The 24,998-nt window shown below is 66.0% G+C and carries 24 protein-coding genes; 19 read left to right on the top strand and 5 right to left on the bottom strand.

Going from position 1 to position 24,998, the window contains the following annotated elements:
• Positions 1-40 precede the first annotated feature (40 nt).
• The 6 genes from ACV17W_RS03765 (at position 41) to ACV17W_RS03740 (ending at position 6,046) form a co-directional block, all read left to right on the top strand.
• Entirely contained in the window at positions 41-1,117 is a 1,077-nt protein-coding gene (locus ACV17W_RS03765) for an ABC transporter ATP-binding protein (RefSeq protein ID WP_462595120.1), read from the top strand.
• Positions 1,117-2,208, top strand: coding sequence for an ABC transporter ATP-binding protein (locus tag ACV17W_RS03760; RefSeq protein ID WP_462595119.1), 1,092 nt, complete (start codon positions 1,117-1,119; stop codon positions 2,206-2,208). Before ACV17W_RS03765 ends, ACV17W_RS03760 begins: the two co-directional genes overlap by 1 nt.
• Positions 2,205-3,086, top strand: a complete 882-nt coding sequence (locus ACV17W_RS03755) for a carbohydrate ABC transporter permease (RefSeq protein ID WP_462595118.1) — start codon at positions 2,205-2,207, stop codon at positions 3,084-3,086. Before ACV17W_RS03760 ends, ACV17W_RS03755 begins: the two co-directional genes overlap by 4 nt.
• The gene (locus tag ACV17W_RS03750) at positions 3,079-3,891 is read left to right on the top strand and encodes a carbohydrate ABC transporter permease (RefSeq protein ID WP_462595117.1); all 813 of its coding nucleotides are present in this window, start codon (positions 3,079-3,081) and stop codon (positions 3,889-3,891) included. Before ACV17W_RS03755 ends, ACV17W_RS03750 begins: the two co-directional genes overlap by 8 nt.
• Positions 3,892-3,910: 19 nt before the next feature.
• Positions 3,911-4,219, top strand: coding sequence for a DUF2160 domain-containing protein (locus ACV17W_RS03745; protein ID WP_462595116.1), 309 nt, complete (start codon positions 3,911-3,913; stop codon positions 4,217-4,219).
• A 96-nt stretch (positions 4,220-4,315) separates the two neighbouring features.
• Positions 4,316-6,046 carry an ABC transporter substrate-binding protein gene (locus tag ACV17W_RS03740; protein WP_462595115.1) on the top strand — a complete coding sequence of 577 codons (1,731 nt, stop codon included), beginning with the start codon at positions 4,316-4,318 and terminating at the stop codon, positions 6,044-6,046.
• 93 nt (positions 6,047-6,139) lie between these two features.
• Here ACV17W_RS03740 and ACV17W_RS03735 read toward each other — a convergent pair whose 3' ends face one another.
• The 4 genes from ACV17W_RS03735 to ACV17W_RS03720 form a co-directional block, all read right to left on the bottom strand.
• Entirely contained in the window at positions 6,140-7,291 is a 1,152-nt protein-coding gene (locus tag ACV17W_RS03735; protein WP_462595114.1) for a hypothetical protein, read from the bottom strand.
• A 65-nt stretch (positions 7,292-7,356) separates the two neighbouring features.
• Positions 7,357-7,950: a restriction endonuclease gene (locus ACV17W_RS03730; RefSeq protein WP_462595113.1), complete on the bottom strand. Its 594-nt coding sequence runs from the start codon at positions 7,948-7,950 to the stop codon at positions 7,357-7,359.
• Between the two features lie 34 nt (positions 7,951-7,984).
• A complete protein-coding gene (locus ACV17W_RS03725) occupies positions 7,985-8,725 on the bottom strand; it encodes a DUF502 domain-containing protein (protein ID WP_462595112.1) in 741 nt (246 codons plus the stop codon).
• A 46-nt stretch (positions 8,726-8,771) separates the two neighbouring features.
• Positions 8,772-9,242 (bottom strand): winged helix-turn-helix transcriptional regulator, encoded by a 471-nt coding sequence (locus tag ACV17W_RS03720; protein ID WP_462595111.1) that lies wholly within the window; start codon positions 9,240-9,242, stop codon positions 8,772-8,774.
• A gap of 139 nt (positions 9,243-9,381) precedes the next feature.
• Here ACV17W_RS03720 and ACV17W_RS03715 point away from each other — a divergent pair, with 139 nt between their 5' ends.
• The 3 genes from ACV17W_RS03715 (at position 9,382) to ACV17W_RS03705 (ending at position 14,549) form a co-directional block, all read left to right on the top strand.
• Entirely contained in the window at positions 9,382-10,686 is a 1,305-nt protein-coding gene (locus ACV17W_RS03715; RefSeq protein ID WP_462595110.1) for a D-amino acid dehydrogenase, read from the top strand.
• Between the two features lie 123 nt (positions 10,687-10,809).
• A complete protein-coding gene (locus ACV17W_RS03710; RefSeq protein WP_462595109.1) occupies positions 10,810-11,928 on the top strand; it encodes a metallophosphoesterase family protein in 1,119 nt (372 codons plus the stop codon).
• Complete coding sequence (locus tag ACV17W_RS03705) at positions 11,925-14,549, top strand: AAA family ATPase (protein ID WP_462595108.1); 2,625 nt, start codon at positions 11,925-11,927, stop codon at positions 14,547-14,549. Before ACV17W_RS03710 ends, ACV17W_RS03705 begins: the two co-directional genes overlap by 4 nt.
• A 99-nt stretch (positions 14,550-14,648) precedes the next feature.
• Here ACV17W_RS03705 and ACV17W_RS03700 read toward each other — a convergent pair whose 3' ends face one another.
• Positions 14,649-15,617, bottom strand: a complete 969-nt coding sequence (locus ACV17W_RS03700) for a Bug family tripartite tricarboxylate transporter substrate binding protein (RefSeq protein WP_462596451.1) — start codon at positions 15,615-15,617, stop codon at positions 14,649-14,651.
• A 269-nt stretch (positions 15,618-15,886) separates the two neighbouring features.
• Here ACV17W_RS03700 and ACV17W_RS03695 point away from each other — a divergent pair, with 269 nt between their 5' ends.
• From ACV17W_RS03695 to ACV17W_RS03650, 10 genes are all read left to right on the top strand, one after another.
• Positions 15,887-18,799, top strand: coding sequence for a monovalent cation/H+ antiporter subunit A (locus ACV17W_RS03695; protein ID WP_462595107.1), 2,913 nt, complete (start codon positions 15,887-15,889; stop codon positions 18,797-18,799).
• Positions 18,799-19,143 (top strand): Na+/H+ antiporter subunit C, encoded by a 345-nt coding sequence (locus tag ACV17W_RS03690; RefSeq protein ID WP_462595106.1) that lies wholly within the window; start codon positions 18,799-18,801, stop codon positions 19,141-19,143. Before ACV17W_RS03695 ends, ACV17W_RS03690 begins: the two co-directional genes overlap by 1 nt.
• Entirely contained in the window at positions 19,140-20,765 is a 1,626-nt protein-coding gene (locus ACV17W_RS03685) for a monovalent cation/H+ antiporter subunit D (RefSeq protein ID WP_462595105.1), read from the top strand. Before ACV17W_RS03690 ends, ACV17W_RS03685 begins: the two co-directional genes overlap by 4 nt.
• Positions 20,765-21,241 (top strand): Na+/H+ antiporter subunit E, encoded by a 477-nt coding sequence (locus ACV17W_RS03680; RefSeq protein ID WP_462595104.1) that lies wholly within the window; start codon positions 20,765-20,767, stop codon positions 21,239-21,241. Before ACV17W_RS03685 ends, ACV17W_RS03680 begins: the two co-directional genes overlap by 1 nt.
• Positions 21,238-21,519 (top strand): K+/H+ antiporter subunit F, encoded by a 282-nt coding sequence (locus ACV17W_RS03675; protein WP_462595103.1) that lies wholly within the window; start codon positions 21,238-21,240, stop codon positions 21,517-21,519. The genes ACV17W_RS03680 and ACV17W_RS03675 overlap by 4 nt, the downstream gene beginning before the upstream one ends.
• Positions 21,516-21,887 (top strand): monovalent cation/H(+) antiporter subunit G, encoded by a 372-nt coding sequence (mnhG, locus tag ACV17W_RS03670; protein WP_462595102.1) that lies wholly within the window; start codon positions 21,516-21,518, stop codon positions 21,885-21,887. Before ACV17W_RS03675 ends, mnhG begins: the two co-directional genes overlap by 4 nt.
• Positions 21,888-21,972: 85 nt before the next feature.
• Positions 21,973-22,575: a hypothetical protein gene (locus tag ACV17W_RS03665; protein WP_462595101.1), complete on the top strand. Its 603-nt coding sequence runs from the start codon at positions 21,973-21,975 to the stop codon at positions 22,573-22,575.
• 83 nt (positions 22,576-22,658) lie between these two features.
• Entirely contained in the window at positions 22,659-23,507 is an 849-nt protein-coding gene (locus ACV17W_RS03660) for an HAD family hydrolase (RefSeq protein WP_462595100.1), read from the top strand.
• 55 nt (positions 23,508-23,562) lie between these two features.
• Positions 23,563-24,015 carry a tRNA adenosine(34) deaminase TadA gene (gene tadA, locus ACV17W_RS03655; RefSeq protein WP_462596450.1) on the top strand — a complete coding sequence of 151 codons (453 nt, stop codon included), beginning with the start codon at positions 23,563-23,565 and terminating at the stop codon, positions 24,013-24,015.
• Positions 24,012-24,974, top strand: a complete 963-nt coding sequence (locus ACV17W_RS03650; RefSeq protein WP_462595099.1) for an LD-carboxypeptidase — start codon at positions 24,012-24,014, stop codon at positions 24,972-24,974. The genes tadA and ACV17W_RS03650 overlap by 4 nt, the downstream gene beginning before the upstream one ends.
• Positions 24,975-24,998: the final 24 nt, after the last annotated feature.

The raw sequence follows: 24,998 nt of genomic DNA, 5'->3' as shown, positions 1-24,998 counted from the left end.
CAACGAAAGCGCGTGCATCCCGCCCACCCGGAGGAGAACGATGCAGTTGACGTTGGACGAGATCGGCCTCCAGGCGGGTTCGCAAACCCACCTGTACCCCATGACGCTGTCCCCCGTACCGGGTGCAATGACCGTGCTGCTGGGAGCCACCCAGGCGGGCAAGACCACTCTCATGCGCATCATGGCCGGACTGGACCGGCCTACGCGGGGGCGCGTGTGGGTCGACGGCACCGATGTGACCGGGGTGCCGGTGCGGCGCCGCAACGTCGCCATGGTGTACCAGCAGTTCATCAACTACCCCTCGATGTCCGTGTACGACAACATCGCCTCGCCGCTGAAGCTGCGCGGCGCTGCGGACATTCCGGCTCGCGTCGAGGCCATGGCCGGCCGCCTGCACATCGAGCATCTGCTGTCGCGCTATCCCTCGGAACTGTCCGGGGGTCAGCAGCAACGCGTCGCGCTGGCGCGCGCCCTGGCCAAGCAGGCCCCGCTGGTGCTGCTGGACGAGCCCCTCGTCAATCTGGACTACAAGCTACGCGAGGCATTGCGCGACGAGCTGGCAGGCTTGTTCGCCGATGAAGGCGCCACGGTGGTTTACGCGACCACCGAGCCGGCCGAGGCGTTGCTGCTGGGGGGCTATACCGCCGTGCTCGATGCCGGCGAGCTGCTGCAATACGGTCCTGCCGCGCAGGTCTTCCACCAGCCCGCCTCATTGCGGGTCGCCCAGGCGTACAGCGACCCGCCCATGAATTTGTTCACCGCGCATCGCAGTTCCGACGCCATCGTGCTGGCGGGCGGCGTGACCGCTGCTCGCCGCCTGCCCGAACACGCGGGCGGGCAGGAGCTGACTGCGGGCCTGCGCGCTGGCGCTTTCCACCTGGAACCCGCTGCGGGGCGGGTCGCCTTGCCGGGCACGGTGAAGCTGGCCGAGATTTCCGGGTCCGACACCTACCTTCATGCCGAGACCGCCGCCGGCAGCGTCGTGGCCCAGTTGGCCGGTGTGCACCGCTATGCACTGGAAGACTCGCTGACTCTGTATTTCGATCCGGCCAGCCTGTATGCCTTCGACGGCGAGGGGCAACTGCTCGCGGCCGGCAGTGCTGCGGGGGCGCTGTGATGGCGGCCATCGAGCTCGACCTGGCGCATTCGTATGTGGCTGATCCACGCTCGGACGATGACTATGCCCTGTTGCCGCTCCGATTTACGTTCAGCGACGGCGGGGCCTACGCGTTGCTCGGGCCGTCCGGCTGCGGCAAGACCACGCTGCTCAACTGCGTCTCGGGGCTGTTGCGCCCTTCGCAGGGCCGAGTCCTGTTCGACGGGCGCGACGTTACCGGCCTGACGCCACAGCAGCGCAACATCGCTCAGGTGTTCCAGTTTCCGGTGGTGTACGACACCATGACCGTGGCACAGAACCTGGCGTTTCCGTTGCGCAATCGCGGCATGCCTTCCGAGCAGATACGCGAGCGCGTCGGGCGTATCGCAGAAATGCTGGAATTGTCGGGGCAACTCGATCGCCGCGCCAGCGGCCTGGCCGCCGACGCCAAGCAGAAAATTTCGCTGGGACGCGGCCTGGTGCGCAGCGATGTGTCGGCAGTGTTGTTCGACGAGCCGCTCACAGTGATCGACCCGCACCTGAAATGGCAATTGCGGCGCAAGCTGAAAGAGATCCATCACGAGCTCAAGCTCACGCTGATCTACGTAACGCATGACCAGACCGAAGCGCTGACCTTCGCCGAGCAGGTTGTCGTCATGTCGCGCGGCAAGGCGGTGCAGATCGGCACCCCGGATGACTTATTCGAGCGGCCGGCGCATACTTTCGTGGGGCATTTCATCGGCTCACCGGGTATGAACTTCCTGCCGGCGCTGTGGCGAGACGGCGCACTTTACGTGGGCGGCCACCGGCTTGCGGCATTGCCGTCCGGCGTGGCCGACAGCCTGGCCGCGGCGGCGGGCGAGGCCGTGCAGTTGGGCGTCCGGCCTGAAACCTTGCAACCCTGCGCGCCGGCCACACCGGGGGCAGTGCCGGTGCAGCTCACCCGGATCCAGGACCTCGGCACTTATCTGCTGCTGACGGCCGAGTTCCAGGGCCATACCCTCAGGGCGCGCGCCGCCGCCTCCACCGCCGTGGCCGTCGGCGACATCGCCTGGCTGCCTGTGGTGAATCCGCACACCAGCTTCTACCGCAACCAGGAGCGCCTGCCGTGAAGCCCATCAATCAACGTGCCTGGCTGCTGGTGCTTCCGGTGGTGATCTGCGTGGCGTTCTCGGCCATCCTGCCGCTGATGACGATTGTCAACTATTCCGTGCAGGACATTATTTCGCCGGACCGGCGGGTGTTCGTGGGCACGGAGTGGTATGCCATGGTCCTGCAAGACGAAGAACTTCATGGGGCGCTGTTGAGGCAGATCGGCTTCTCGCTGGCCGTACTGGCCATCGAGATCCCGCTGGGCATTCTGCTGGCCTTGTGCATGCCGGCCGCCGGCTGGCGCGCTTCCGCGGTGCTGGTCATCATCGCGCTGTCGCTGCTGATTCCCTGGAACGTGGTGGGAACCATCTGGCAGGTGTTCGGCCGCACCGATATCGGCCTGCTGGGCGCCGCGCTGGCGTGGATGGGCGTCGACTACCACTACACCGGGCATCCGCTGGATGCCTGGCTCACGGTGCTGGCCATGGATGTCTGGCACTGGACGCCGCTGGTCGCGCTGCTGTGCTATGCCGGCTTGCGAGCCATTCCAGAGGCTTACTACCAGGCCGCGCGCATCGATGGCGCCTCACGCATGGCGGTATTCCGCTACATCCAGCTGCCCAAGCTGCGCGGCGTGCTGATGATCGCGGTACTGCTGCGCTTCATGGACAGCTTCATGATCTACACCGAGCCCTTCGTGCTGACGGGCGGCGGGCCGGGCAACGCCACGACCTTTCTGTCGCAGTACCTGACCCAAAAGGCCGTGGGGCAGTTCGACCTGGGGCCCGCGGCGGCCTTTTCGATCGTGTATTTCCTGATCATCCTGCTGCTGTGCTTCATTCTGTACAACTGGATGCTGCGCGCCGGCACCGCGCCCGAGGAGACGGCTCATGAATAAGCGGCCCACTTTCTGGCGCACCGCGTTCCTGGTGCTTTACCTGGCGTTTGCCATTCTGCCGCTGTACTGGATGCTGAACATGTCGTTCAAGTCCAATACCGAGATCGTCAGCACGCTTACCCTTTGGCCTCGCGATTTCACGCTCGAACACTATCTCACTATCTTTACCGACCCCGCCTGGTATTCGGGCTACATCAATTCTCTGATCTACGTCGGGATCAATACCGTGGTGTCCCTGGCCGTGGCGCTGCCGGCCGCCTACGCCTTTTCGCGCTATCGGTTCATCGGTGACAAGCATGTCTTTTTCTGGCTGCTGACCAACCGCATGACCCCGCCGGCGGTGTTTCTGCTGCCGTTCTTCCAGCTGTACAGCTCCATGGGCCTGATGGACACTCACCTGGCGGTCGCGCTCGCGCACCTGGTGTTCAACGTTCCCCTGGCGGTATGGATTCTTGAAGGCTTCATGTCCGGCGTGCCTCGCGAGATCGACGAGACCGCGTACGTCGATGGCTATTCTTTCCCGCGATTCTTCTTGACGATCTTCCTGCCGCTCATCAAGTCGGGCGTCGGCGTGGCGGCCTTCTTCTGCTTCATGTTCAGCTGGGTCGAGCTGCTGCTCGCCCGCACGCTCACGTCGGTGAACGCCAAGCCCATCGTGGCCACCATGACGCGCACCGTGTCGGCATCGGGCATGGACTGGGGTGTGCTGGCCGCGGCCGGGGTGCTGACCATCGTGCCCGGGGGCATCGTGATCTGGTTCGTGCGGCACTACATCGCGAAAGGTTTCGCGATGGGGCGCGTCTGAGCCCGCGGAGGTAGACATCATGTTCGATTGGATGGTCTGGACCACACCGGTCGCGGTGTTTTTCGGTTGCATCGTCCTGATGCTGGCTGGCATGACGGTATGGGAGCTCAAGTCGCCGACGCGCCTGCGCAAGGGCTTCCTGCCCATTGCCACCACCCGCGGCGACCGCTTGTTCATCGGCCTGATGGCGGCGGCCTGGGTCAACCTCGCCTATGTTGGTCTGGGCACCCATCTGATGGATTGGTTTTCGCTGGAAGATCCGCCCACCGTATGGATCAGCTTCGCAATGTCGATGCTGGTGCTGGTGTGGATCATGCGCAAAGGCTAGGCGTGTTGATAACGAGTTGTAGGCAACGACCCCGGCCTATGTCTTCCCAGGCCCCGGTCCGCAGCAAGACGGGAAGGTACATCGAGGAGCAAGGTCATGAAATTGCGCATGCAAGCCGTGGCGGCAAGCATAGCCCTGATGGGGTGCTCAGCCGCCTGGGCAGGAATGCCCGAGGCCGAGAAATGGGTGGACTCCGAGTTTCAGCCGTCGTCGCTGTCGAAAGACAAGCAGATGGCCGAGATGCAGTGGTTCATCGAAGCGGCCGCCAAGCTCAAGGCCAAGGGGGTCACCGAAGTCAACGTGGTCTCGGAGACCATCACCACTCACGAATATGAATCCAAGACGCTGGCGCGTGCCTTCACTGAAATCACCGGCATCAAGGTCAACCACGACCTGATACAGGAAGGCGACGTCGTCGAGAAGCTGCAGACATCGATGCAGTCCGGCAAGTCGATCTACGACGGCTGGATCTCCGATTCAGACCTCATAGGTACTCACTACCGGTATGGCGCCATACTGCCGTTGTCGGACTACATCGCCGGCGCCGGCAAAGACTGGACCAATCCTGGGCTGGACCTGAACGATTTCATCGGCACCAAGTTCACCACCGCGCCCGACGGCAAGTTGTACCAGTTGCCGGACCAGCAGTTCGCCAACGTGTACTGGTTCCGGGCCGACTGGTTCGAACGACCCGAGCTGCGCGAAAAATTCAAGGCCAAATATGGCTATGAGCTGGGCGTGCCCACCAACTGGTCAGCCTATGAAGACATTGCCGACTTCTTCACCAATGACGTGAAGGAACTCGACGGCAAGAAAGTCTACGGCCATATGGACTATGGCAAGAAAGATCCGTCTCTGGGCTGGCGGTTCACCGATGCGTGGCTGTCGATGGCAGGCGCGGCGGACAAGGGCTTGCCCAATGGCATGCCGGTCGACGAATGGGGCATACGCGTGGCCGATGATAAATGCACGCCCGTGGGTGCCTCGGTCGATCGGGGCGGGGCCACCAACAGCCCGGCCGCGGTGTACGCGCTTACCAAATACATCGACTGGATGAAGAAGTACGCCCCTCCGCAGGCCATGGGCATGACGTTCTCGGAATCCGGGCCGGTGCCGGCGCAGGGCCATATCGCGCAACAGATATTCTGGTACACCGCCTTCACGGCAGACATGACCAAGAAGGGGCTGCCAGTCGTCAATGACGATGGCACGCCCAAGTGGCGCATGGCGCCGTCGCCTTACGGTCCTTACTGGAAAGACGGCATGCAGAACGGCTACCAGGATGTGGGGTCATGGACCTTCTTCAAGTCCACCGATCCCGATCGTCTCGCGGCGGCCTGGCTGTATGCGCAGTTCGTCACTTCCAAGACGGTGTCGCTGAAGAAGTCGATCACGGGGCTGACGTTCATACGCGACAGCGACATCCATAGCGACTACTTCAGCCAGAACGCCGACCGCTACGGCGGCCTGGTCGAGTTCTACCGCAGCCCGGCGCGCGTGGCGTGGACGCCTACCGGCAACAACGTGCCCGACTATCCGAAGTTGGCGCAACTGTGGTGGAAGAATGTCGCGACGGCTGTGACGGGCGAGCAGACACCGCAGAAGGCCATGGATACCCTGGCCGACGAGATGGATCGCGTCATGGCCCGCCTGGAGCGCGCAGGCATGGCGCAATGTGCTCCCAAGCTCAACAAGAAGAGCGATCCGTCCGAGTGGCTGTCGGATGAGCACGCGCCGTGGAAGCAGCTGGCCAATGAAAAGCCGCAAGGCCAGACCATTCCGTACGATCAGCTGTTGCAGGCCTGGAAAGCGGGCAAGGTGCGCTGACAGGGGGTGCCCGGCGGCCGCCGGGCCGCCGGCCGCTGCGGGAATTGCCGCGCCGCGTTGCGCAGCAGGGGGCGCGGCGCTGCACCTGTCTCATCACGCCGGTGCGGCGCCATCGGGCAGCACTATCTGCGCGGTGCCCGGCAGTACCCATCGGGCGCATTCGCGCGTCGCGTCCATGCAGCCGCCTTCAGCGTAGACGCCCTGGGGATCGCGCAGACGCAGCATGCGCGCGAGCACCGCGCGCAAGGCCTCGGGATCTTGCAGCGTTCGCGCCGCGCGCGATTCCACGATGCTTTCATCCAAAATCAGCCTGCCGTCCGCATCTCGCCTTGCACCGTCGCGCCAGTGGTAGATTTCCACGCATTTTTCGGCAAGCGTATAGGGCCGGTCGCGTTTCCAGAAATTGTTGAACAGGCCGCCGCCCAGGTAAAACACCCAAGACCCTTCGTAGCCTTCGACGTTCGAAGATAGGGGGTCGGGGTTGCGAAACCACAGGCGGTCTCCCGGCACGTAATAGCGGGGCGGCAGCGGCGCGTCCATCGAGCCGTACTCGCGCAGGAACACCTCGTGGAACTGCCCGGACATGATGGCGCGCGCTTCCCATTGCCTCTGCAGGCTGGCGTGCAGGGCAGGGTGGGCAGACTGAAGCTCCTGGGCGATGCCCAGCAGCGTCACGTATTCGGTGGCGCGATAGCACGAGAATGCATACAACTTGCCCGAGACTTCCGGCTGCGTCGCCTTTCGCAAGGCCTCGATCAATGACACGCCGGGTTCGATGGTGAATCCGCGGTCGGAGTCGTAGCGCCAGTATCCGGCCGGCCTTTCGGCTTGCTCAGTGTCGAAAGCCAGCGCGGTCTTGCGCGCGGCCTGCACGATATGCCTGCGGATGTGGACGGCGCTGCGCAACTCGGCGGCGCTGGGGAAGGGGAAGGCGACCGGGCCCAGCAGCATGGCGAGCACGATTGCGCGTTCCAGGTCGGCGTGGCCGGCATGCGTGTCCAGGCCCAGCGAGGCGCACAGCCCGGTGGTGTCGCACTGCGGCGCCAAATCCCGCAACGCCGGATTTGCTTCCCAATGCAAAGCGCGCGGGCCCTCGGCGGCAACCTGGCAGTATCCGAGAACCTTCCATTGCCTCAGCAGCGCCTCGGCGGCCTGGCGTTCGGCGTGCAGGGTGCGCATGTCGGCAGCTTCGAGCCGGATGCCGCCGCGCGCGGCGTTCGATGGAAAACTTGCGGGTGCGGGCATGCATCGGCTCCGAAGCTGGCGCGCCGCCGCATGGCTGGGCGAAGCGCGCCGTCAGGCGCCAGATTCTACTGCCGCGCGGCGCCCTTAGGTATCCCCGCCGGCATCAGGCGGGCGAGCGCTTCGGCGTCCATGAACCGGATGTTGTGGCGCGCTGCGAAGTCGCGGGCCGGGGCGGAAGGCGCGCCCAGCGCAACGTAGATGCCTTCGCTGGCGCCGGCGTCGGTGCGGGCCGTGTGCAGCCGTTGCAGCGGCTCGACGCCGGTGTGCGCGGCTTTCCAGCGCCGCGCGGTCAGCAGCGCGCGGCCGCCGCCCTTGCGGGTCAGTTCAAAATCGGCTGCCTTGCCGTCCAGTCGCCGAACGTCGCAGCCGTCGCGGCGCAGCGCGGCTTCGAGGGCGTCGGCGAAGGCTGGCCAGGGCAGGGCGGCCAGCGCTGCCGCCGTGTGCTCCACCCGTTCGGCCGATGGCTTGCCGCGCTGCTTCCAGGCCGCAACGGCTGAAATCACCAGGAAAGGGATCGCCCCGAATATTGGAAAGGGGGCATAAGCCGGCGGCAATGCCGCCAGCGCCAGCACGATCAGGCCCGCCGCCACCAGCAGGCTTATCCACCACGGCGAGCGCAGCAATATGGCAAACAGCGAATTCTTGGCCATGAATTTCATGGAGGTGTTCCGTGGGGATGTTGGCGCAGGGGGATCACGACTGCTGGGTGTCGGACGCCGCCCCGGCGGGGTGGTTTGCCGAGGGGGCGGGCGCCTGCGGTGTTGCGGCATCGCCCGCCGGCGCGGCCGCATCATGATCCGCCGGCTGGCCGGGAGCGGGCGCAGGCGAGGCGGGACGCGGTGCGGGCGCGCCTTCGGCGCGTGCCATCCAGGCGATCAGCGACGCACGCATGGCTTCTTCGACCGACATGTCGATGGGGGTGACCCATTCGACCGGTACGAAAACCGTGTAACCGCCGATCATGTAGCCCATGGGCAGGTATACCGCCACGCGCTCGCCCGGCAGGAAGCCTTCGGGCAGGCCCGCCGTGCCGCGCCGGGTGATCAGGCCCACCAGTTCGAGAGCCTGGCCCGGAATCCGCAGCACCACCACGTGCTGGGTGTCGGTCTTGGCGCTGGGCGAAAAATAGTCCGCGAAACTCTTGAGCGACGAATAAATGCTCTTGACGACCGGCAGATTGGTGAATGGCATTTCGACCAGCAGGAACACCCGCTGCACGCGCTCTTTGGACACCAGGTATCCCACCAGCAGGATGCCCAGAATGCCAAGCACCAGTCCCATGCCCGGAATATAGAAACTGCCGATGAACGGGCTGAGCAGGGCCATGGCCATGCGTTCGGTCCAGTTCAGCACGATATACAGAAGGTAGATCGTCAGGGCGATGGGCAGCAGGGTGATCAGTCCGCGGAAAAAATAGCGGGACAAGCGGGTCATGGATATAAATCTCAGGTAAGGCTTCGATGCCGGCATGTCACGGACCTTAATGGCTGTAGGTGGGCAGGAAGAGGGACTCCTTTATCTCTTCCATGACGACATAGCTGCGCGATTCCGCCGAAGCGGGCAGCCGCTTCAGTATCTCGCCCAGCAGCCGCCGGTACTCGTTCATTTCGGCCAGGCGCGCCTTGACCAGATAGTCGAAGTCGCCCGACACCAGGTGGCATTCCATGACCTCGGGAACATAAAGCAGTTCCTGCTTGACTCTTTCGAACATGTCGCCCGACTTGGCGGACAGTTTGATTTCCAGGAACACCAGCAGATTCCGGCCCAGCGCGGCCGGGTTGACGCGCGCATAGTAGCCGGTGACCACACCCTCCCGCTCGAGGCGCTTCACCCGCTCGGAGCACGGGGTGGCCGACAGGTTCACGCGCTCGGCCAGGTCGGTGATGGAAATCCGCCCGTCGCGCTGCAGGATGTCGAGGATTTTCAGGTCGATACGGTCGAGTTCGCGCATTTCACTCTTTGAGGGCGTTTGCAGCCCATGCCGCCAGTCAAAAATTGGATTGGGGCCGCTGATTTTAGTGCTTTTCACTGGCAGCTCGCTTCTAGACTAACTGAATATCCCTGTGACCTGTCTAAAACGGAAATTCCCCATGCATGTCATCGTCCTGGGCAGCGGCGTGATCGGCGTCACCACCGCTTATTACCTCGCCCGCCAGGGCGCCAGCGTCACGGTGCTGGATCGCCGGCCCGAGGCGGCGAGTGAAACCAGCTATGCGAACGCCGGCCAGGTGTCGCCGGGCTATTCAACGCCCTGGGCCGCGCCGGGCATTCCGTTCAAGGCGCTGAAGTGGCTGTTCCAGAAAGACGCGCCCCTGGCGATTCGTCCCGATGGGACGCTGTACCAGTGGCGCTGGATGGCCGCCATGCTGGCCAATTGTTCTGCGGCGCGGTATGCCGTGAACAAAGAACGCATGTTGCGTCTGGCGGAATACAGCCGCGATTGTCTGCGCGAGCTGCGGGCCGACACCGGCATCCAGTACGAAGAACGGACCCGCGGCACCTTGCAGCTGTTCCGAACGGCGGCACAGTACGCCGCCGCACAGCGGGACATCCAGGTGCTTGAAAGCTGTGGCGTGCCATATGAACTGCTCGACCGCGGCCGTCTGACCACGGCCGAGCCGGCTTTGGCCCGCAGTGCACACAAACTGGCGGGTGGATTGCGCCTGCCCAACGATGAAACCGGCGATTGCCGGCTGTTCACGCGCCGTCTTGCGCAACTGGCCCAGCACCTGGGCGTGCAGTTCCGCTACGGCAGGGCCGTCCAGGGGCTGCAGGTGCTCGATGGCCAGGTCCGCGGCGTGCGGCTCGACGATGAGATCGTGGCGGCCGACCGCTACGTCGCGGCTTTTGGCAGCTATTCGCGCGGCTTTCTCGAGCCGCTGGGGCTGGACCTGCCGGTATATCCGGTGAAGGGATACTCGCTGACGATACCGTTGGCGCGCGCCGACGCCGCGCCGGTGTCCACTGTGCTCGACGAAACCTATAAAGTCGCGGTCACCCGTTTCGACAATCGCATCCGCGTGGGTGGCATGGCCGAACTGGCGGGCTTCGACCTGAGCCTGAACCCCGCGCGCCGGCGCACGCTCGAACATGTCGTCAACGATCTCTACCCCGGATGCGGCCACCTGACTCAGGCCGAGTTCTGGACGGGGCTGCGTCCCATGACGCCCGACAGCACGCCCATCGTGGGCGCGACGCGCTACCCCAACCTGTATCTCAATACGGGGCACGGGACCCTGGGCTGGACGATGGCGTGCGGATCAGGGAAGCTCCTGGCCGACCTCCTCACCGGCCAGCAGCCTGCCATCCGCGCCGACGACCTCGACCTGTCGCGCTACGGCGCCGCCCCGGCACGAATCCGCCGGCCGGCGCTGGGCGAGCGCTCCGCCGCATAGCGCGGCGCAGGGGCGCGACGCCGTCGCGCCGGCGGCGCAGCGGCCCCGCCAATCGGCCTGCCGCCCTTGTGCCACAATCCCGCATGGTCGCCGTCGGGCGCAGGCACTATCCGGGTAATTGTCGTGATCCATCTCTTACATACCGCCGACTGGCAGGTCGGCCGGCAGTACGGCCAGTTCGAAACCGATGACGCCGCCATGCTGGCCGAGGCGCGCTACGAAGTCGTGGCGCGCATCGCGGCCCTGGCCACGCAACGGCAGGTCGACGCCGTGTTGGTCGCCGGCGACGTTTTCGATACCCAGGCGGTGTCCGACCGCAGCATCCGTCGCCTGTTCGATGCCCTGGGAGCCTATGCGGGCCCCTGGGTGCTGATCGCAGGCAACCACGACGCGGCGCTGGCCGACAGCGTATGGTCGCGGGCGCACCAGCTGGGTTGTATCGGCCCCAATGTCCATGTGCCCCTGCGGCCCGGAGTGGTCGACCTGCCCCAGCTGAACCTGGCGGTGCTGGCCGCACCGCTGACTCAGCGTCATACCTATGATGACACTACCGCGATCTTCGATACGCTGGCGTCCGAGCCGGGGCGCGTGCGTGTGGGGCTCGCGCATGGCAGTGTGGCGGGCCGGCTGCCCGAAGCAGTCGACTCCGCCAATCCGATCGCGGCCGATCGCGCAGCGCGCGCCGGGCTCGACTATTTGGCGCTGGGAGACTGGCATGGCTGCCTTCAGATCGATGCCCGCACGTGGTACGCGGGCACGCCAGAACCCGACCGCTTTCGCGCCAATGCCTCCGGCGGCGTGCTCGACGTGCGGCTGCCCGGAGCCGGCGTCGACCCTGTGGTCGAAATGCTGCCCGTCGCCAAGTACCGTTGGGCGCAATGGGTGGAATCGATGAGCTTGCCGTCGGATGCCGAGGCGCTGGCCCATCGTCTGCAGCAGGTCGGTGCCGACGATGTACTGCGCCTGGAACTGTCCGGCCAGTTGCCGCTCGAGGCCTGGGACGCGCTCCAGGAGGCCATCGGCCGGGCCGCGGCGCGCACGCGCGCCTTGCTGCTGGACGCCACCGACGTCGCACTGGTGCCCGATACCAGCGACCTGGCTGCGCTGGGCGCCAGCGGCTATGTGGCCGAGGTGGCTGCCGAATTGCAGGCGCTGCAGGACGACCCCGGTCAGGCTCCGGCTGCGCGCCAGGCCTTGCGCCTGCTGGTGCAGTTTCAGCGCGAGCGCTCGGAGGCGTCATGAAGCTGCGTCGTATCGCCCTGCAGGAATTCCGGCGGTTTCGCCATTGCGCGGTGCTGGATGATCTGGCCGACGGCCTGAATGTGATTGCCGGCCCCAACGAGGCCGGCAAGAGTACTTTCGTCGCCGCCATCCGCGCGGCGTTCCTTGAGCGCTACAAGACCACCAAGGTGGGCGACCTGGCGCCCTGGGGCATGCAGGGCGCCAGGCCATCGGTCGAGATCGAATTCGAGCATGGCGCCCACCGTTATCTGCTGCGCAAAAGCTTTCTCAGCCGGGCCCGGTGCGAGCTGCTCATCGACGGCGGCACCGAACGCCATGAGGGCGAAGCCGCCGAACTGGCGCTGGCCAGCCTGCTGGGGTTCGAGTTTCCGGGCAAGGGCAGCAGCCGTCCCGAGCATGGCGGCATACCCGGCCTGCTCTGGATTTCGCAGGGCGAAGGCCAGAACCTGGCCGAGCCCGCGCTACACGCGCAGGCCCATCTGCGCGACGCCCTGACGCGCTTGACCGGAGAACTGGCCTCGGCCGACGGCGATTATCTGTACGATCGCGTCGCGACCGAGCGCGCGGCGCTTCGCGATGCCCGAAGCGGCCGCCCCAAGGGGCCCTACAAAGAGGCAGAAGATGCCAGCTTGCGCGCCTCTCAAGCCGCCGACGCCCTGGCCGCAGCCAAGGCTGCCCTGGACACCGACGTAGACCGGCTGGCGGCACTGCGCCGCGAATATGACAAGGCGCAGCGCGAACAGCCCTGGCTCGAGCTTGAACAGCGCGCGGCCCAAGCCCGCGCCCGGTTGGCCGAGATTTCCCGCGAACGCGAGGCCCTGTCCGGACTGCAACGCGAACTGGCGCAGGCCGAACAGACGCTGGCCCTGCTGCACGAGCAGGTCGAACGCGATCAGCGCGACAGCGGGGCGTTGAGCGCATTGCGGCAGCAAGCCGAGGCCGCCGCCGCCGAACTCGCTCCGGCCACCGAGGCGCTCGAGCGCGCTCTGCAGTTGCAGCAGCAAGTCACGGCCCGGCTCGCGCATTGCCAGGCGCAGGTGGCCGCTGCGCAGCAGGCCGAGCACCGGCGCGATTGCGACGAGCAAATGGGGCGCATCGACCAGGATTTGCAGCGCCTGCATGGCGCCATCATGCAGGCTGGCAGGCTTGCCCAGCAAATCCGCGACCTCCAGCGTAACGAAGCCGATCTCGCCATTGATGTCGACGCGCTGCATGCGCTGCGCGAGCTCGAGCAACGTATCGCACGACTGCAGGCGCAGCAGCAGGCGGGGGCGACCAAGCTTCAGTACAGCCTGCTGGCGGGCCGACACATCGAGCTGGACGGCGCCGCGTTGACGGGCGCCGGTGATGCTCTGCTGTCCGAGGCTGCCGAGCTACATCTGCCGGGCATGGGCGTGCTGCGCATCGAACCCGGCGGCCACGACCTGCCCGCGGCATTGGCCGCGCTGAAGGCGGCGCGCGAGCAGCGTGCGGGGTTGCTTGCGCGCTTGAAAACCCAAGATCTGGGGCAGGCCGAGAACCGCGCCGCGGCGCACGAGCAGGCGCGGCGCGAGCTCGATATGGCGCGCGAACACCTGCGCATTCAGGCGCCCGATGGCATCGACGCCTTGCATGCCGCGCAGGCGCAAGCCCAGGCGCGGCTTGAACAGTTGCGCGCGCAGCGGGCGAGTCTGCCCGACAGCGCCGCTCCCGCCGATCCGGGGCAAGCGCAGCAGGCATTGACAGACGCCACGCTGGAGTCCGACCATGCGGCACAGGCCGTCGTGGCGGCCCGTACCACGCTGGACACGCGGCGCGCACGCGCTCAGGTGCTGCACGATCAATGGACAGCCCAGCAGGCACAGTTCAGCAGCGCCGGCAGGGCCGAGCAGCGTGAGCAGCGCAGCGCCAGGCTGGTCGATGCGCGAGCGCATCGGGATACGCTGGCGCGGCGCGTGTCCGAGGCGCAGGCGGCGCTGCAGGCGCTGCAACCGGAGCTCATCGAACAGGACGCTCAGCGCTATGAGCAGTCGGCGGTGCTGGCGCGGACCGAGCAACACCGGCGCCATGCCGAACTGCTGCAATTGCAGGGCAAACTCGAACAAGCCCAGGCGCAGGGCCTGGGCGAACAGCTATTGCAGGCGCAGGCCGAGGCCCAGAGGCTCGCCAGGCGGCGCGATGAATTCGCCACCCGCGCCCAGGCGCTTGATTTGCTCTGGCATCTGCTGTCCGAGCGACGGGCCGCCGCCACGCAGCGCCTGCTCGACCCCCTGGCGAGGCGACTGCAGCATTATGTGGGTCTGTTGTTTCCGGGCGCGCAATGGCGTCTTGATGACACTCTGGCTCCCGCCGCGCTGGTGCGGGGGCAGGGCGACGACGCCCTCGACGCCCTGAGTTTCGGTACGCGCGAGCAGTTGGGCGTACTGGCGCGCCTGGCTTACGCCGATCTGCTGCAACAAGCGGGCCGGCCGGCGTTGCTGGTGCTGGACGACACGCTGGTGCACGCCGACGAAGGGCGGCGCGAGCTCATGAAGCGGGCGCTCTATGATGCCGCCTCGCGACACCAGGTGCTGCTGTTCACCTGCCATCGTGAATCGTGGCAGGACATGGGAGTCGGGGTGAGAGACGTGCCGGCGGTGTGAGCGGCTTCCGGCCGGCATCGGGCTCGCAGAGCCCGGATCTGTCCTGCATCAGGCCGAACGCAGGCGTCCGGCCCGGCGCAGCGAGCGCACGGGGCGGAATCAGTTCAGTTTGATGTTCTGCTCGTTGGCAATGCGCTTGCGCAGTTCGAGTTCGCGACGGATCACCTCGGCATACTGTTCGGGCGTGCCGCCATCGACCAGCGAACCGCGGTCTTGCAGGCGCTGGCGCAGCGCCGGGTCTTGCAGGGCACGTGCCGCGGCGTCGTGAACCCGCGCGACGACCTGCGCAGGCACGCCGGCGGGCGCCACCAGGCCATACCACGCCATGTTGTCCATGGCGGGCAGGCCGGCCTCGGCGAACGTGGGCACGTCGGGCAGGCTGGCCACACGCTCGGTGGACGCGACAGCCAGTGCGCGCAGCTTGCCGGCCTGAATGTGGGCCAGCGACGACGGCAGATTGTCGAACTGCGCGCTGACCTGCCCGGCCAGGGTGTCGTTCAGCGCAGGGCCCGAGCCGCGGTAGGGAACGTGGATCATGTCGGTGCCCGTCAGCGACTTGAACAGCTCGCCGTCCAGGTGCGAGATGCTGCCGGTGCCGGCCGAGGCATAGCTGTATTTCGCGGGGTTCGCTTTCAGCAGCGCGATGAATTCCGCCAGCGTGCTGGCCGGTGTGTTCGGATTGACAGTCAGCACGTTGGGCACATTGACCAGGTTGATGATGGGCACGAAGTCCTTCAACGGATCGTACGGCGTTTGCGCATTGGTGGCCGGGTTGGTGGCCATGGTGCTCACGGTGGCCACGCCGATTGTGTAGCCGTCGGGCGCGGCCTTGGTCAGGGCTTCGGCGCCTATGGCCCCGCCGCCGCCGCCACGGTTCTCGACCACGACGGGCTGGCCCAGTTCTCGTCCCAGGCCTTCGGCCACGATGCGTGCGACGATGTCGGTGGTTCCCCCAGCGGCAAAGGGAACCAGCAGGCGTACGGCGCGGTCAGGGTATTCTTGGGCATGTGCCGCGGCCCCCACGACGCACGTCAGTGCGGCAGCTGCGAGGGCAGCCCGGCGGACCATGTCGACAACGTTAATCTTCTTCAAGGTAGTGTCTCCGGAGTACCTGCCGTCCGATCGGCCGGCATGACGGGTTCTAATTGCACCGTGCGAACCTTACAAGAATCTGATATTTTTCGGGGTGGATTCCTGGCCGGCCTCGTTGACGCCCCTGGCGCCGCGGCCGCGGCGTTGCTGCAACGGCAAGCCATTCCCGGTTTCCGAGTAATGTCATCCCGGCTATATGCCTGGCTCATGCCCGCGAGTCAGGCCGCTGGCCTTCCCGGAACGCCATGTCGCTGATTCTCATCCTCGCTCTGCCGTTCGCCGGCAGCCTGTGCGCCGCGCTGCTGCCGTCCAACGCCCGCAACGCCGAGGCCTGGCTGGCCGGCCTTATCGCGCTGACCTGCACGGTGTTGGTGGCCTTCCTGTATCCGCAAGTGGCCGACGGCGGCGTCATCCGCGCCGATCTCCAATGGGCGCCGGCCCTGGGTCTGCAGTTCACCTTGCGCATGGACGGCTTCGCCTGGCTGTTCGCGCTGATTGTTTCCGCGATGGGCGCGCTGGTGGTGCTGTATGCCCGGTACTACATGTCGCCCGACGATCCGGTGCCGCGATTTTTCTCGTTCTTCCAGGCCTTCATGGCCGCCATGCTGGGGGTGGTGCTGTCCGGCAACCTGATCCAGCTGGTGCTTTTCTGGGAAATGACCAGCCTGGCGTCATTCATGCTGATTGCCTACTGGCATCACCGCCTCGACGCCAAACGCGGCGCGCGCATGGCCTTGACGGTCACGGGCGGCGGCGGTTTGTGCCTGCTCGCCGGCGTGCTCATTCTGGGCCATATCGTCGGCAGCTATGACCTCGACCAGGTGCTGGCCGCCGGCGACGTGGTGCGTGCAGATCCCTGGTACCCCGCCGTCGTGGCGCTGGTGGCGCTGGGGGCCCTGACCAAGAGCGCCCAGTTCCCGTTCCAGTTCTGGCTGCCCAACGCCATGGCGGCCCCCACGCCCGTGTCGGCATATCTGCATTCGGCCACCATGGTGAAGGCGGGGGTGTTCCTGCTGGCGCGCTTCTGGCCGGTGCTGTCCGGCACCGAGGAATGGTTCTGGATCATCGGCGGGGCGGGGCTGTGCTCGCTGGTGCTGGGTGCGTATGCCGCGATCTTCCAGCAGGACATGAAAGGCGTATTGGCCTACTCCACCATCAGCCACCTGGGACTGATCACGCTGCTGCTCGGCATGAACAGCCCGCTGGGGCTGGTGGCCGCCATTTTCCATATGGTGAACCACGCCACCTTCAAGGCGTCGCTGTTCATGGCGGCGGGCATTGTCGATCACGAAACCGGCACCCGCGATCTCGGGCGCCTCAGCGGACTGCGGCGCGCCATGCCCATCACCGCCACGCTGGCCATGGTGGCGGCCGCGGCCATGGCCGGCGTGCCCTTGCTCAATGGCTTCATCTCGAAAGAGATGTTCTTTGCCGAAACCACTTTCGTCAGCGGCGATCCGGTGGTTCAGTATGGCCTTCCGGCCATGGCCGTGCTCGCCAGCGCGTTCAGCGTGGCCTATTCGCTGCGCTTCATACTGCAGGTGTTTTTCGGGCCTCCAGCGCAGGATCTGCCGCGCGCGCCCCATGAGCCGCCGCGCTGGATGCTGGTTCCAAGCGGGCTGCTGGTGCTCTGCTGCCTGGTGGTGGGCGTGATCCCGGGGTTCACCGTCGGGCCTTTCCTGCACACGGCCGCGCAGAGCGTGCTGGGCCCGGACATGCCGGCCTACAGCCTGTCTGTGTGGCACGGGCTGAATCTTCCTCTCATGATGAGCTTCGTGGCCATGATTGCCGGGGTGCTGCTCTATCTGGCGTTGCGGGCGCGCCAGCGCGCCTTGCCTGGCCGGGTGCCGTTCATCTATCGATTCGATGGCCGCCGCTCTTTCGAATTCCTGCTCGACTATTCCAGCGTGGCCGCAGGCTGGGTGCTGGCACGGGTGGCATCGCCGCGCCTGCAGGTGCAGATGCTGCTGATCGTGCTGGGAGCGCTGCTGGTGGCGTGGCTGCCTTTGCACAACGGCGTCTGGAACGACGCCCCGGCTCCGGTCACTCCGCTCGATCCGGCCTTCGCCGTGCTCTGGATCGTAGGGGGCATCTGCGCCGTGGGCACGGCTTTCCAGGCCAAGTATCACCGGCTGGCCGCGCTCATTCTGGCTGGCGGCGCGGGCCTGGCCACCTGCATGACCTTCGTCTGGTTCTCCGCGCCCGACCTGGCGCTGACCCAGCTGGCCGTGGAAGTCGTCACCGTGGTGCTGCTGTTGTCGGGCCTGCGCTGGCTGCCACGGCGCATTGAAGGCAGCCTCGACGGAGGACGCCACGAAACCCGTGCGCAGTTGCGCCGCACCCGCGACCTGATCATTGCGGCCGCCGCGGGAACATCGGTCGCGGCATTGGCCTATGCCATCCTGACGCGCGGGCCCCAAGATACCATCTCTTCGTTCTTTGTCGACAAGGCTTTGCCGGAAGGCGGCGGCACCAATGTCGTGAACGTCATCCTGGTCGACTTCCGGGGCTTTGACACCCTGGGCGAGATCACCGTCGTCGGTATCGTCGCCCTGACGGTGTACGCATTGTTGCGGCGCTTCAGGCCGGCGCCCGAAAGCGCCGACCTGCCGCCCCAGCAGCGCGACCCGGCCAGCGCACCCAGCGCCACGCCCGATATCCATGCGCCGCTGCCCGAAGGCCCGCTGGCGCTGCCCGCGGTGCTGGTCAGGCTGCTGCTGCCCATCGCGGCCATGGCCTCGGCCTACCTGCTGCTGCGCGGTCACAATGAACCGGGCGGCGGCTTCGTGGGCGGGCTGGTGATGGCCACGGCCGTCATTCTGCAATACATGGTCGGGGGGGTGTACTGGGTGGAATCGCGCAGCCGGCTCAACCCGCAGCACTGGATCGCGCTGGGCCTGCTGTGCGCAGGGCTGACGGCCATGTCGGCCGCTCTGGCGGCGCGGCCTTTCCTGTCCGCGCTGGCCTGGGATGTCGCCGTGCCTTTCATCGGACATATCCATTTGTCCACGGTGCTGTTTTTCGATATAGGCGTGTATATGCTGGTCGTGGGGGGCACCTTATTGATCTTGGTCGCGCTGGCTCACCAATCGCTGCGCGCGCAACGCAAGGCGGCTGCCGAAGCTCAGGCGGCCCTAGAATCCGGGAGCGCTGCCTGATGGAACTGATTTATGCCGCGGCAATAGGCGTGCTGGCCGGCTCGGGCGTGTGGCTGATCCTGAGGCCCCGCACGTTCCAGGTCATCATGGGCCTGACGCTGGTTTCATACGCCGTCAACCTTTTCATTTTCGGCATGGGCCGACTCATGGTCGGCCGGCCTCCCGTGCTCGACCCCAACAGCACGCCCGACCCGTCCACGCTGGCCGATCCGCTGCCCCAGGCGCTGGTGCTTACCGCCATCGTCATCGGCTTTGCGACCACCGCGCTTTTCCTGGTAGTTCTGCTCGCTTCGCGCGGACTTACCGGCACTGATCACGTCGATGGCAGGGAGTCCGAATCTTGATCGATTGGCTGCAACACGCTCCCATTTATCCCATTGCGGTTCCGCTGCTGGCCGGCGCGGCCATGCTGCTGCTTTCGGACACTCGTCGCAAGACACGCGCGGGTATCGCAGTCGCCTCGGTGCTTGCGCAACTTGCTGCCGCAGTGGTGCTGCTGGCCCTGGCGGCCGGTGCCGGCGGGCTCTGGCCCAACGGCATCGGGGTGTATCTGCCCGGAGATTGGCCGGCGCCCTTTGGCATCGTCCTGGTCGTCGACCGCCTCGCCGCCATCATGCTGGCCCTGAATGCCGTACTGGGTCTGGCAGCACTGATTTATTCGCTGGCGCGCTGGGACCGTCTCGGGGTGCACTTCCATCCCTTGTTCCAGTTCCTGCTCATGGGTCTGAACGGGGCCTTTCTTACCGGCGACCTCTTCAACCTCTTCGTCTTCTTCGAGGTGCTGCTGGCGGCCTCGTATGGCCTCATGCTGCATGGTTCCGGCGTGGCGCGGGTCAGTGCGGGCCTGCATTACATTGTCGTGAACCTGGTGGCGTCGTTCCTGCTGCTGATCAGCATTGCGCTCATCTATGGTGTCACCGGCACGCTCAACATGGCCGACCTGGCGGTGCGGGCCGGCACGCTGGGCGGCAGCGAGCGGCTGCTGTTCGAGGCAGGCGCGGCCGTGCTGGGCCTGGCATTCCTGGTCAAGGCCGGGGCATGGCCGCTGAATCTCTGGCTGGTGCGCGGCTACGGGTCTGCCAGCGCACCCGTCGCAGCGGTGTTTTCCATCATGACCAAGGTGGGTATCTACGCCCTGTTGCGCATCGGATCGCTGCTGCTGCCCACCGGGGCGCCGGCCGCCTTCAGCCTCGACTGGATGTTCGCTGCGGGCCTGGCCACACTGGTGTTCGGCGCCATCGGACTGCTGGCCACGCAGCAGCTCGAACAGATGGTGGGCTATTGCGTCATCATCTCGGCCGGAACGCTGCTCACCGCGCTGGGTATGCCCGGCGTGGCCCTCACAGGTCCCGCGCTGTTCTACCTGCTCAGCTCGGTGCTGACCACCGGCGCCTTTTTCCTGCTGGTCGAACTGGTCGAGCGTACCCGCACATTCGGCGCCAACGTGCTGGCGGTCACAATGGATATGTTCGACCTCGACGACCCCGAGGCCCCGAACCGGTCCGACGACGTGGTGGGTGTCGCCATTCCGGCGGCCATGGCCTTTCTCGGCCTGGCGTTCGTATCGTGTGCCCTGCTGGTGACGGGGCTGCCGCCACTTTCGGGCTTCGTTGCCAAGTTTTCGCTGCTGTCGGCGGCCGTGACGGCCGCCAATGATTCGGCGCAGCCGGCCGATGCGTGGATCCTGGTTGCCGCGGTGTTGGTCTCGGGCCTGGCCGGCATTGTCGCGTTCGGGCGCGCCGGCATCCGCATATTCTGGAGCGCCGATGAGCGCAGCACGCCGCGTCTGCGCATCAGTGAAGCGGGCCCGGTGGCTGTGCTGATCCTGCTGTGCGTGGCACTGGTGGCGGGGGCCGGGCCGGTGTCGGCCTACCTCGACGATGCAGCGCGATCGCTGGACCAGCCCGCGCAATATATCGATGCCGTGTTGTCCGCCAACACGGTACGCAGCCTGGGAGTCCACTGATGCGGCGCTTGTACTGGTTCTTCCTGCCCGCGGTACTGCTGGCCCTATGGTTGCTGCTGAATCAATCCTTGTCGGCGGGGCAAGTGGCGCTCGGCCTGGTGCTGGCCCTGTGGCTGGGCTATGCGTCCAGCCGTTTGAGGCCGGTGCGCAGCCGTCCGCACAAATTGTGGCTGCTTCCCGGTCTGCTTTGGCGCGTGGCGGTCGACATCGTGCGATCGAATATTTCGGTGGGCAAGCTCATCATCCAGTACCGCCGCGAGTTCACGCCCGGCTATGTACACGTTCCTCTCGACCTGAAGGATGCGCACGCCCGGGCGTTCCTGGGATGCATTCTGACCTATACGCCGGGTACGGTATGGGTGGATGTGTCAGACGACACGCTCACCCTGCATGTGCTGGACCTTGAAAACGAACAGGCCTGGATCGATCTGATCAAGCTGCGCTACGAGCGCGCCCTGAAGGAGATTTTCGAATGAACACTGTGCTGTATTGGGCAGCCTCGTTCGCGATGGTTTGTTTCGTGCTGGGCATGGCATGCGCCACCGTGCGCATGGTGCGCGGCCCCACGGCCCAGGATCGCGTCCTGGCGCTGGACGCGTTTTATATCAACGGTATGCTGGCCATCCTGACCTTCGGCATCCGGTCGGGCACTGCGGTGTATTTCGACGTGGCGCTGCTGATCGCCCTGTTCGGCTTCGTGGGCGCCACGGCGATGGCCAGATTCCTGCTGCGCGGCGAGGTCATCGAGCCATGAACGTTGACATTCCTCTGTGGGCGGGCATCCCCGCCACCATCCTGCTGGTGGCGGGCGGCCTGCTCGCGCTGATCGGCGCGCTGGGCCTGATTCGCTTCGACCATTTCTATTGCCGCATTCACGCGCCCACGCTGGGCAACACCCTCGGCGCCGGCTGCGTGCTGGTGGCTTCGATGCTTGTGTTCTCGGCCGTGCAGCAGCGGCCCGTGGTGCATGAAATTCTCATCACACTGTTGCTGTTCGTGTCTTCGCCGGTCACCGCCATGATCCTGATGCGGGCCGCGGTGTATCGCGCCCGCCGCAAGCGCGGCGAAGCCTATCCGGCAGACGCCTCTCCCCGGGTCCGTTACGGCCGGACCGATCTGTAACATCTGCATTCCGCTTGGGCACGGGCTTTCCCGTACCTTAAATGCACCGCCGCGCCTGGCGCGGCGCAGCAAAAAGGAGCGGAAGATGAACATGCGACGTATGCAGAAACTGTATTGCGCCCTGGCCCTGGGCGCAGCGGGCCTGACCGGCGTTCCGGCAGCCCTGGCAGCCGGCGCGGCGGCGTCCGGTTCCGTCCAGTCCCAGTATGAGCTCGATGTGCAGCGGTGCAATACGGGTCAGACCCACCAGGATCGTGCCACCTGCCTGCGTGAAGCGGGCGCGGCGCGGCAGGAAGCGGCCCGCAATCGCCTGGACAATAACCAGTCGGCCAACTTCGGCGCCAATGCAACGGCGCGGTGCCAGCAGTTGCCCCAGGCCCAGCAAGCCGATTGCTTGCGCCAGATGGCAGCTCCCAGCAGTGTGCGGGGCAGCGTGGAAAGCGGCGGCGTATTGCGGGAAACCGTGATCCCGGTTCCGGCGCAGCCGTCGGGCGCGGCGCCCGGCATGGCTACCCCGGTCACGCCGCCCGCGGGCACCCCGATGCCGACCACCCCGACCCCCGGCGTGACGACGCCCGGCGTACCGACGCCCGGCGTGACCACGATGCCGGCGCCGGTGCCGCCCGGCGCGGCCCCCGGGACGGTGGCGCCTCCACCGGCGCCCGTCACGCCCGTGCCTGTGCGATAGCGCTCGGGCAGATTGCGGCCTCGGGCGCGCCCCTGGCCGCAATCAGGCAAAATGTCGGCTATTGCCGACTCTGCGCCGCACCCATGTCCGACGTCATCGCACTGATTTTTGATTTCGACGATACGCTGGCCCCCGACAGCACGTCCGGATTCCTCGATAGCCTGGGGGTGGATACCGCCGCCTTCTGGAAAGACAAGGTCGGTCCGCTGCTGGCGGACCAGGACTGGGATCCGGTGCCGGCGTATCTCTACCAGATGATTGAACTGTCGCGCAGTGGCGTACATGGCCGCATCACGCGCGAGCGGTTGACCGAATGGGGCAGGGCGCTTCCTCTTCACGACGGCGTGCTCACCTTGTTCCAGCGCCTGCGTGCTGCGGTTCGCGCCGAGCACCCGCAGGTGCAGCTCGAGTTCTACCTGATCTCCAGCGGTATCGGCGACGTAGTGCGCGCCACCCCGATCGCCCATGAATTCACAGAAATCTGGGCATCAGAGTTCGTCTACGGCAGTGACGGCGGCATCGAGTTTCCACGGCGCCTGGTCAGCTTCACCGACAAGACGCGCTATCTTTTTCATATCCAGAAGGGGATCATCGGGCGCGAGTTCCGCAACAAGCCGTTCGAGGTCAACCGCAAGGTGCCCGAAGACCGTCTGCGCGTCCCGTTCGACCAGATGGTGTTCGTGGGCGACGGCTACACCGACATCCCTTGCTTTTCGCTGATACGTCGCGCGGGGGGCTTCGCCTTCGGCGTCTGGGATCCCAAGCATCGCGACAAGCGCAGCCGCGCCTGGGGCTTCATCGAAGAGGGCCGTGTGTCCAACCTCAATCAGGCGCGCTATGACGAACACGCCGAGCTGTATCAATGGCTGGAAGAGGCGGTCGTGAGCCTTGCCGGCCGTATCGCCCTGAAGTCGCGGGTGTATCGTGGCTGAGGCCGGTACGACCGCCACGGCCGCCAACGCCGCGCCGCAAACCCGAGATCACGACCTGATGGTGCTGGCCCTGCAGCAGGCCGAGCTGGCCTCGCAGGCCGGCGAAGTACCGGTGGGCGCAGTCGTCGTCGATGCGCAGGGCACCGTGCTCGGCGCGGGTTTCAACCGCACCATTACCGACAGCGATCCCACCGCACACGCCGAAATCGTGGCGCTGCGCGCCGCGGCGCGCCATCTGGACAACTATCGCCTGCCCGGGCTGAGCCTTTATGTGACGCTCGAGCCATGTGTCATGTGCATGGGCGCGATGCTACATGCCAGGCTGGCGCGGGTGGTATACGGCGCCAGCGATCCCAAGACGGGCGCTTGCGGCAGCGTACTCGACGTGGGCGCGCTGCCGCAGCTCAATCATCACACAACCATTATCGGCAACGTGCTGGCCGAACCCTGCGGCGACCTGCTGCGGCGGTTTTTCCGTGCTCGCCGCGCCAAGGATTCCTCGACATGAGCTCCCCGCAACATCCGCACCACGACCACACCTGCACCGCGCAATGCGACCATGACTCTCTGCCACCAGCCGGCGGCATCTACCTGGTTTCGCCTTCGTCGGCGGTGGCCGATCCGGGCGCGCTGGAACGCGCGTGCGGCCGGCTTGCACAGCAGGGTTTCAAGACCACCGTCGATCGTGCCGCGCTGGCGGTGCAACAGCGATTCGCCGGCACCGAAAAGCAACGTCTGGCCGGGCTGACCCGTGCCATCCGGCAGAAGCACCCCATCGTGATGGCCACGCGTGGCGGCTACGGCCTGAGCCGGCTGCTGCCTGCCATCGACTGGCGCGCCATGGCCGATAGTGGCAAGCGTTTCGTCGGCATGAGCGACTTCACGGCGTTCAACCTGGCCCTGCTGGCGCAGACCGGCGCCGTCAGCTACACCGGCGCCACGGCCGTCGCCGATTTCGGCGGACGCAAGGTCGATGAGCTCACCGCCGCGCTGTTCGGCGAACTCATGCGCGGCGAACTCGAAATACTCAGCTTCGAGACACCCGACGCCGACCCTGTCGATTGCCGCGGCATATTGTGGGGCGGCAACCTGGCCACGCTGGTGGCTTTGATGGGCACGCCTTATTTTCCCAAAGTGCGGGGCGGCATCCTGTTCCTGGAAGACGTGGGCGAGCATCCCTACCGAATCGAGCGCATGCTCGCGCAATTGTGGCAGGCCGGTGTTCTGCAACGGCAAAAGGCCCTCGTGCTGGGTCATTTCAGCAACTACCGCCTGGCTCCGCACGATGCCGGCTACGACATGCCTGAAGTGCTCAAGTGGTTGCGTCGTACCGTCAACGTCCCGGTCGTCACGGGCCTGCCTTACGGGCACATCGACACCAAGGCCACCGTGCCCATCGGCAAGAAGGTGGGGCTTGCAACCGAGCCGGGCATGGCGCACCTGGTCATCGACGAACACCAGCACTAGCCTGCCATCGCCGCGCCGCCACGA

This window comes from Bordetella sp. MIP270_01_BMS, assembly GCF_054958705.1.
This window is presented reverse-complemented; position numbering and strand designations above follow the sequence as displayed.

Bases quoted from the DNA above. Each gene is read 5' to 3' on its own strand.
- ACV17W_RS03765 (WP_462595120.1), top strand. From the start codon at position 41: ATGCAGTTGACGTTGGACGAGATCGGCCTCCAGGCGGGTTCGCAAACC.
- ACV17W_RS03760 (WP_462595119.1), top strand. From the start codon at position 1,117: ATGGCGGCCATCGAGCTCGACCTGGCGCATTCGTATGTGGCTGATCCA.
- ACV17W_RS03750 (WP_462595117.1), top strand. From the start codon at position 3,079: ATGAATAAGCGGCCCACTTTCTGGCGCACCGCGTTCCTGGTGCTTTAC.
- ACV17W_RS03745 (WP_462595116.1), top strand. From the start codon at position 3,911: ATGTTCGATTGGATGGTCTGGACCACACCGGTCGCGGTGTTTTTCGGT.
- ACV17W_RS03740 (WP_462595115.1), top strand. From the start codon at position 4,316: ATGAAATTGCGCATGCAAGCCGTGGCGGCAAGCATAGCCCTGATGGGG.
- ACV17W_RS03735 (WP_462595114.1), bottom strand. From the start codon at position 7,291: ATGCCCGCACCCGCAAGTTTTCCATCGAACGCCGCGCGCGGCGGCATC.
- ACV17W_RS03730 (WP_462595113.1), bottom strand. From the start codon at position 7,950: ATGAAATTCATGGCCAAGAATTCGCTGTTTGCCATATTGCTGCGCTCG.
- ACV17W_RS03725 (WP_462595112.1), bottom strand. From the start codon at position 8,725: ATGACCCGCTTGTCCCGCTATTTTTTCCGCGGACTGATCACCCTGCTG.
- ACV17W_RS03720 (WP_462595111.1), bottom strand. From the start codon at position 9,242: ATGCGCGAACTCGACCGTATCGACCTGAAAATCCTCGACATCCTGCAG.
- ACV17W_RS03715 (WP_462595110.1), top strand. From the start codon at position 9,382: ATGCATGTCATCGTCCTGGGCAGCGGCGTGATCGGCGTCACCACCGCT.
- ACV17W_RS03705 (WP_462595108.1), top strand. From the start codon at position 11,925: ATGAAGCTGCGTCGTATCGCCCTGCAGGAATTCCGGCGGTTTCGCCAT.
- ACV17W_RS03700 (WP_462596451.1), bottom strand. From the start codon at position 15,617: ATGGTCCGCCGGGCTGCCCTCGCAGCTGCCGCACTGACGTGCGTCGTG.
- ACV17W_RS03695 (WP_462595107.1), top strand. From the start codon at position 15,887: ATGTCGCTGATTCTCATCCTCGCTCTGCCGTTCGCCGGCAGCCTGTGC.
- ACV17W_RS03690 (WP_462595106.1), top strand. From the start codon at position 18,799: ATGGAACTGATTTATGCCGCGGCAATAGGCGTGCTGGCCGGCTCGGGC.
- ACV17W_RS03680 (WP_462595104.1), top strand. From the start codon at position 20,765: ATGCGGCGCTTGTACTGGTTCTTCCTGCCCGCGGTACTGCTGGCCCTA.
- ACV17W_RS03675 (WP_462595103.1), top strand. From the start codon at position 21,238: ATGAACACTGTGCTGTATTGGGCAGCCTCGTTCGCGATGGTTTGTTTC.
- mnhG (WP_462595102.1), top strand. From the start codon at position 21,516: ATGAACGTTGACATTCCTCTGTGGGCGGGCATCCCCGCCACCATCCTG.
- ACV17W_RS03665 (WP_462595101.1), top strand. From the start codon at position 21,973: ATGAACATGCGACGTATGCAGAAACTGTATTGCGCCCTGGCCCTGGGC.
- ACV17W_RS03660 (WP_462595100.1), top strand. From the start codon at position 22,659: ATGTCCGACGTCATCGCACTGATTTTTGATTTCGACGATACGCTGGCC.
- ACV17W_RS03650 (WP_462595099.1), top strand. From the start codon at position 24,012: ATGAGCTCCCCGCAACATCCGCACCACGACCACACCTGCACCGCGCAA.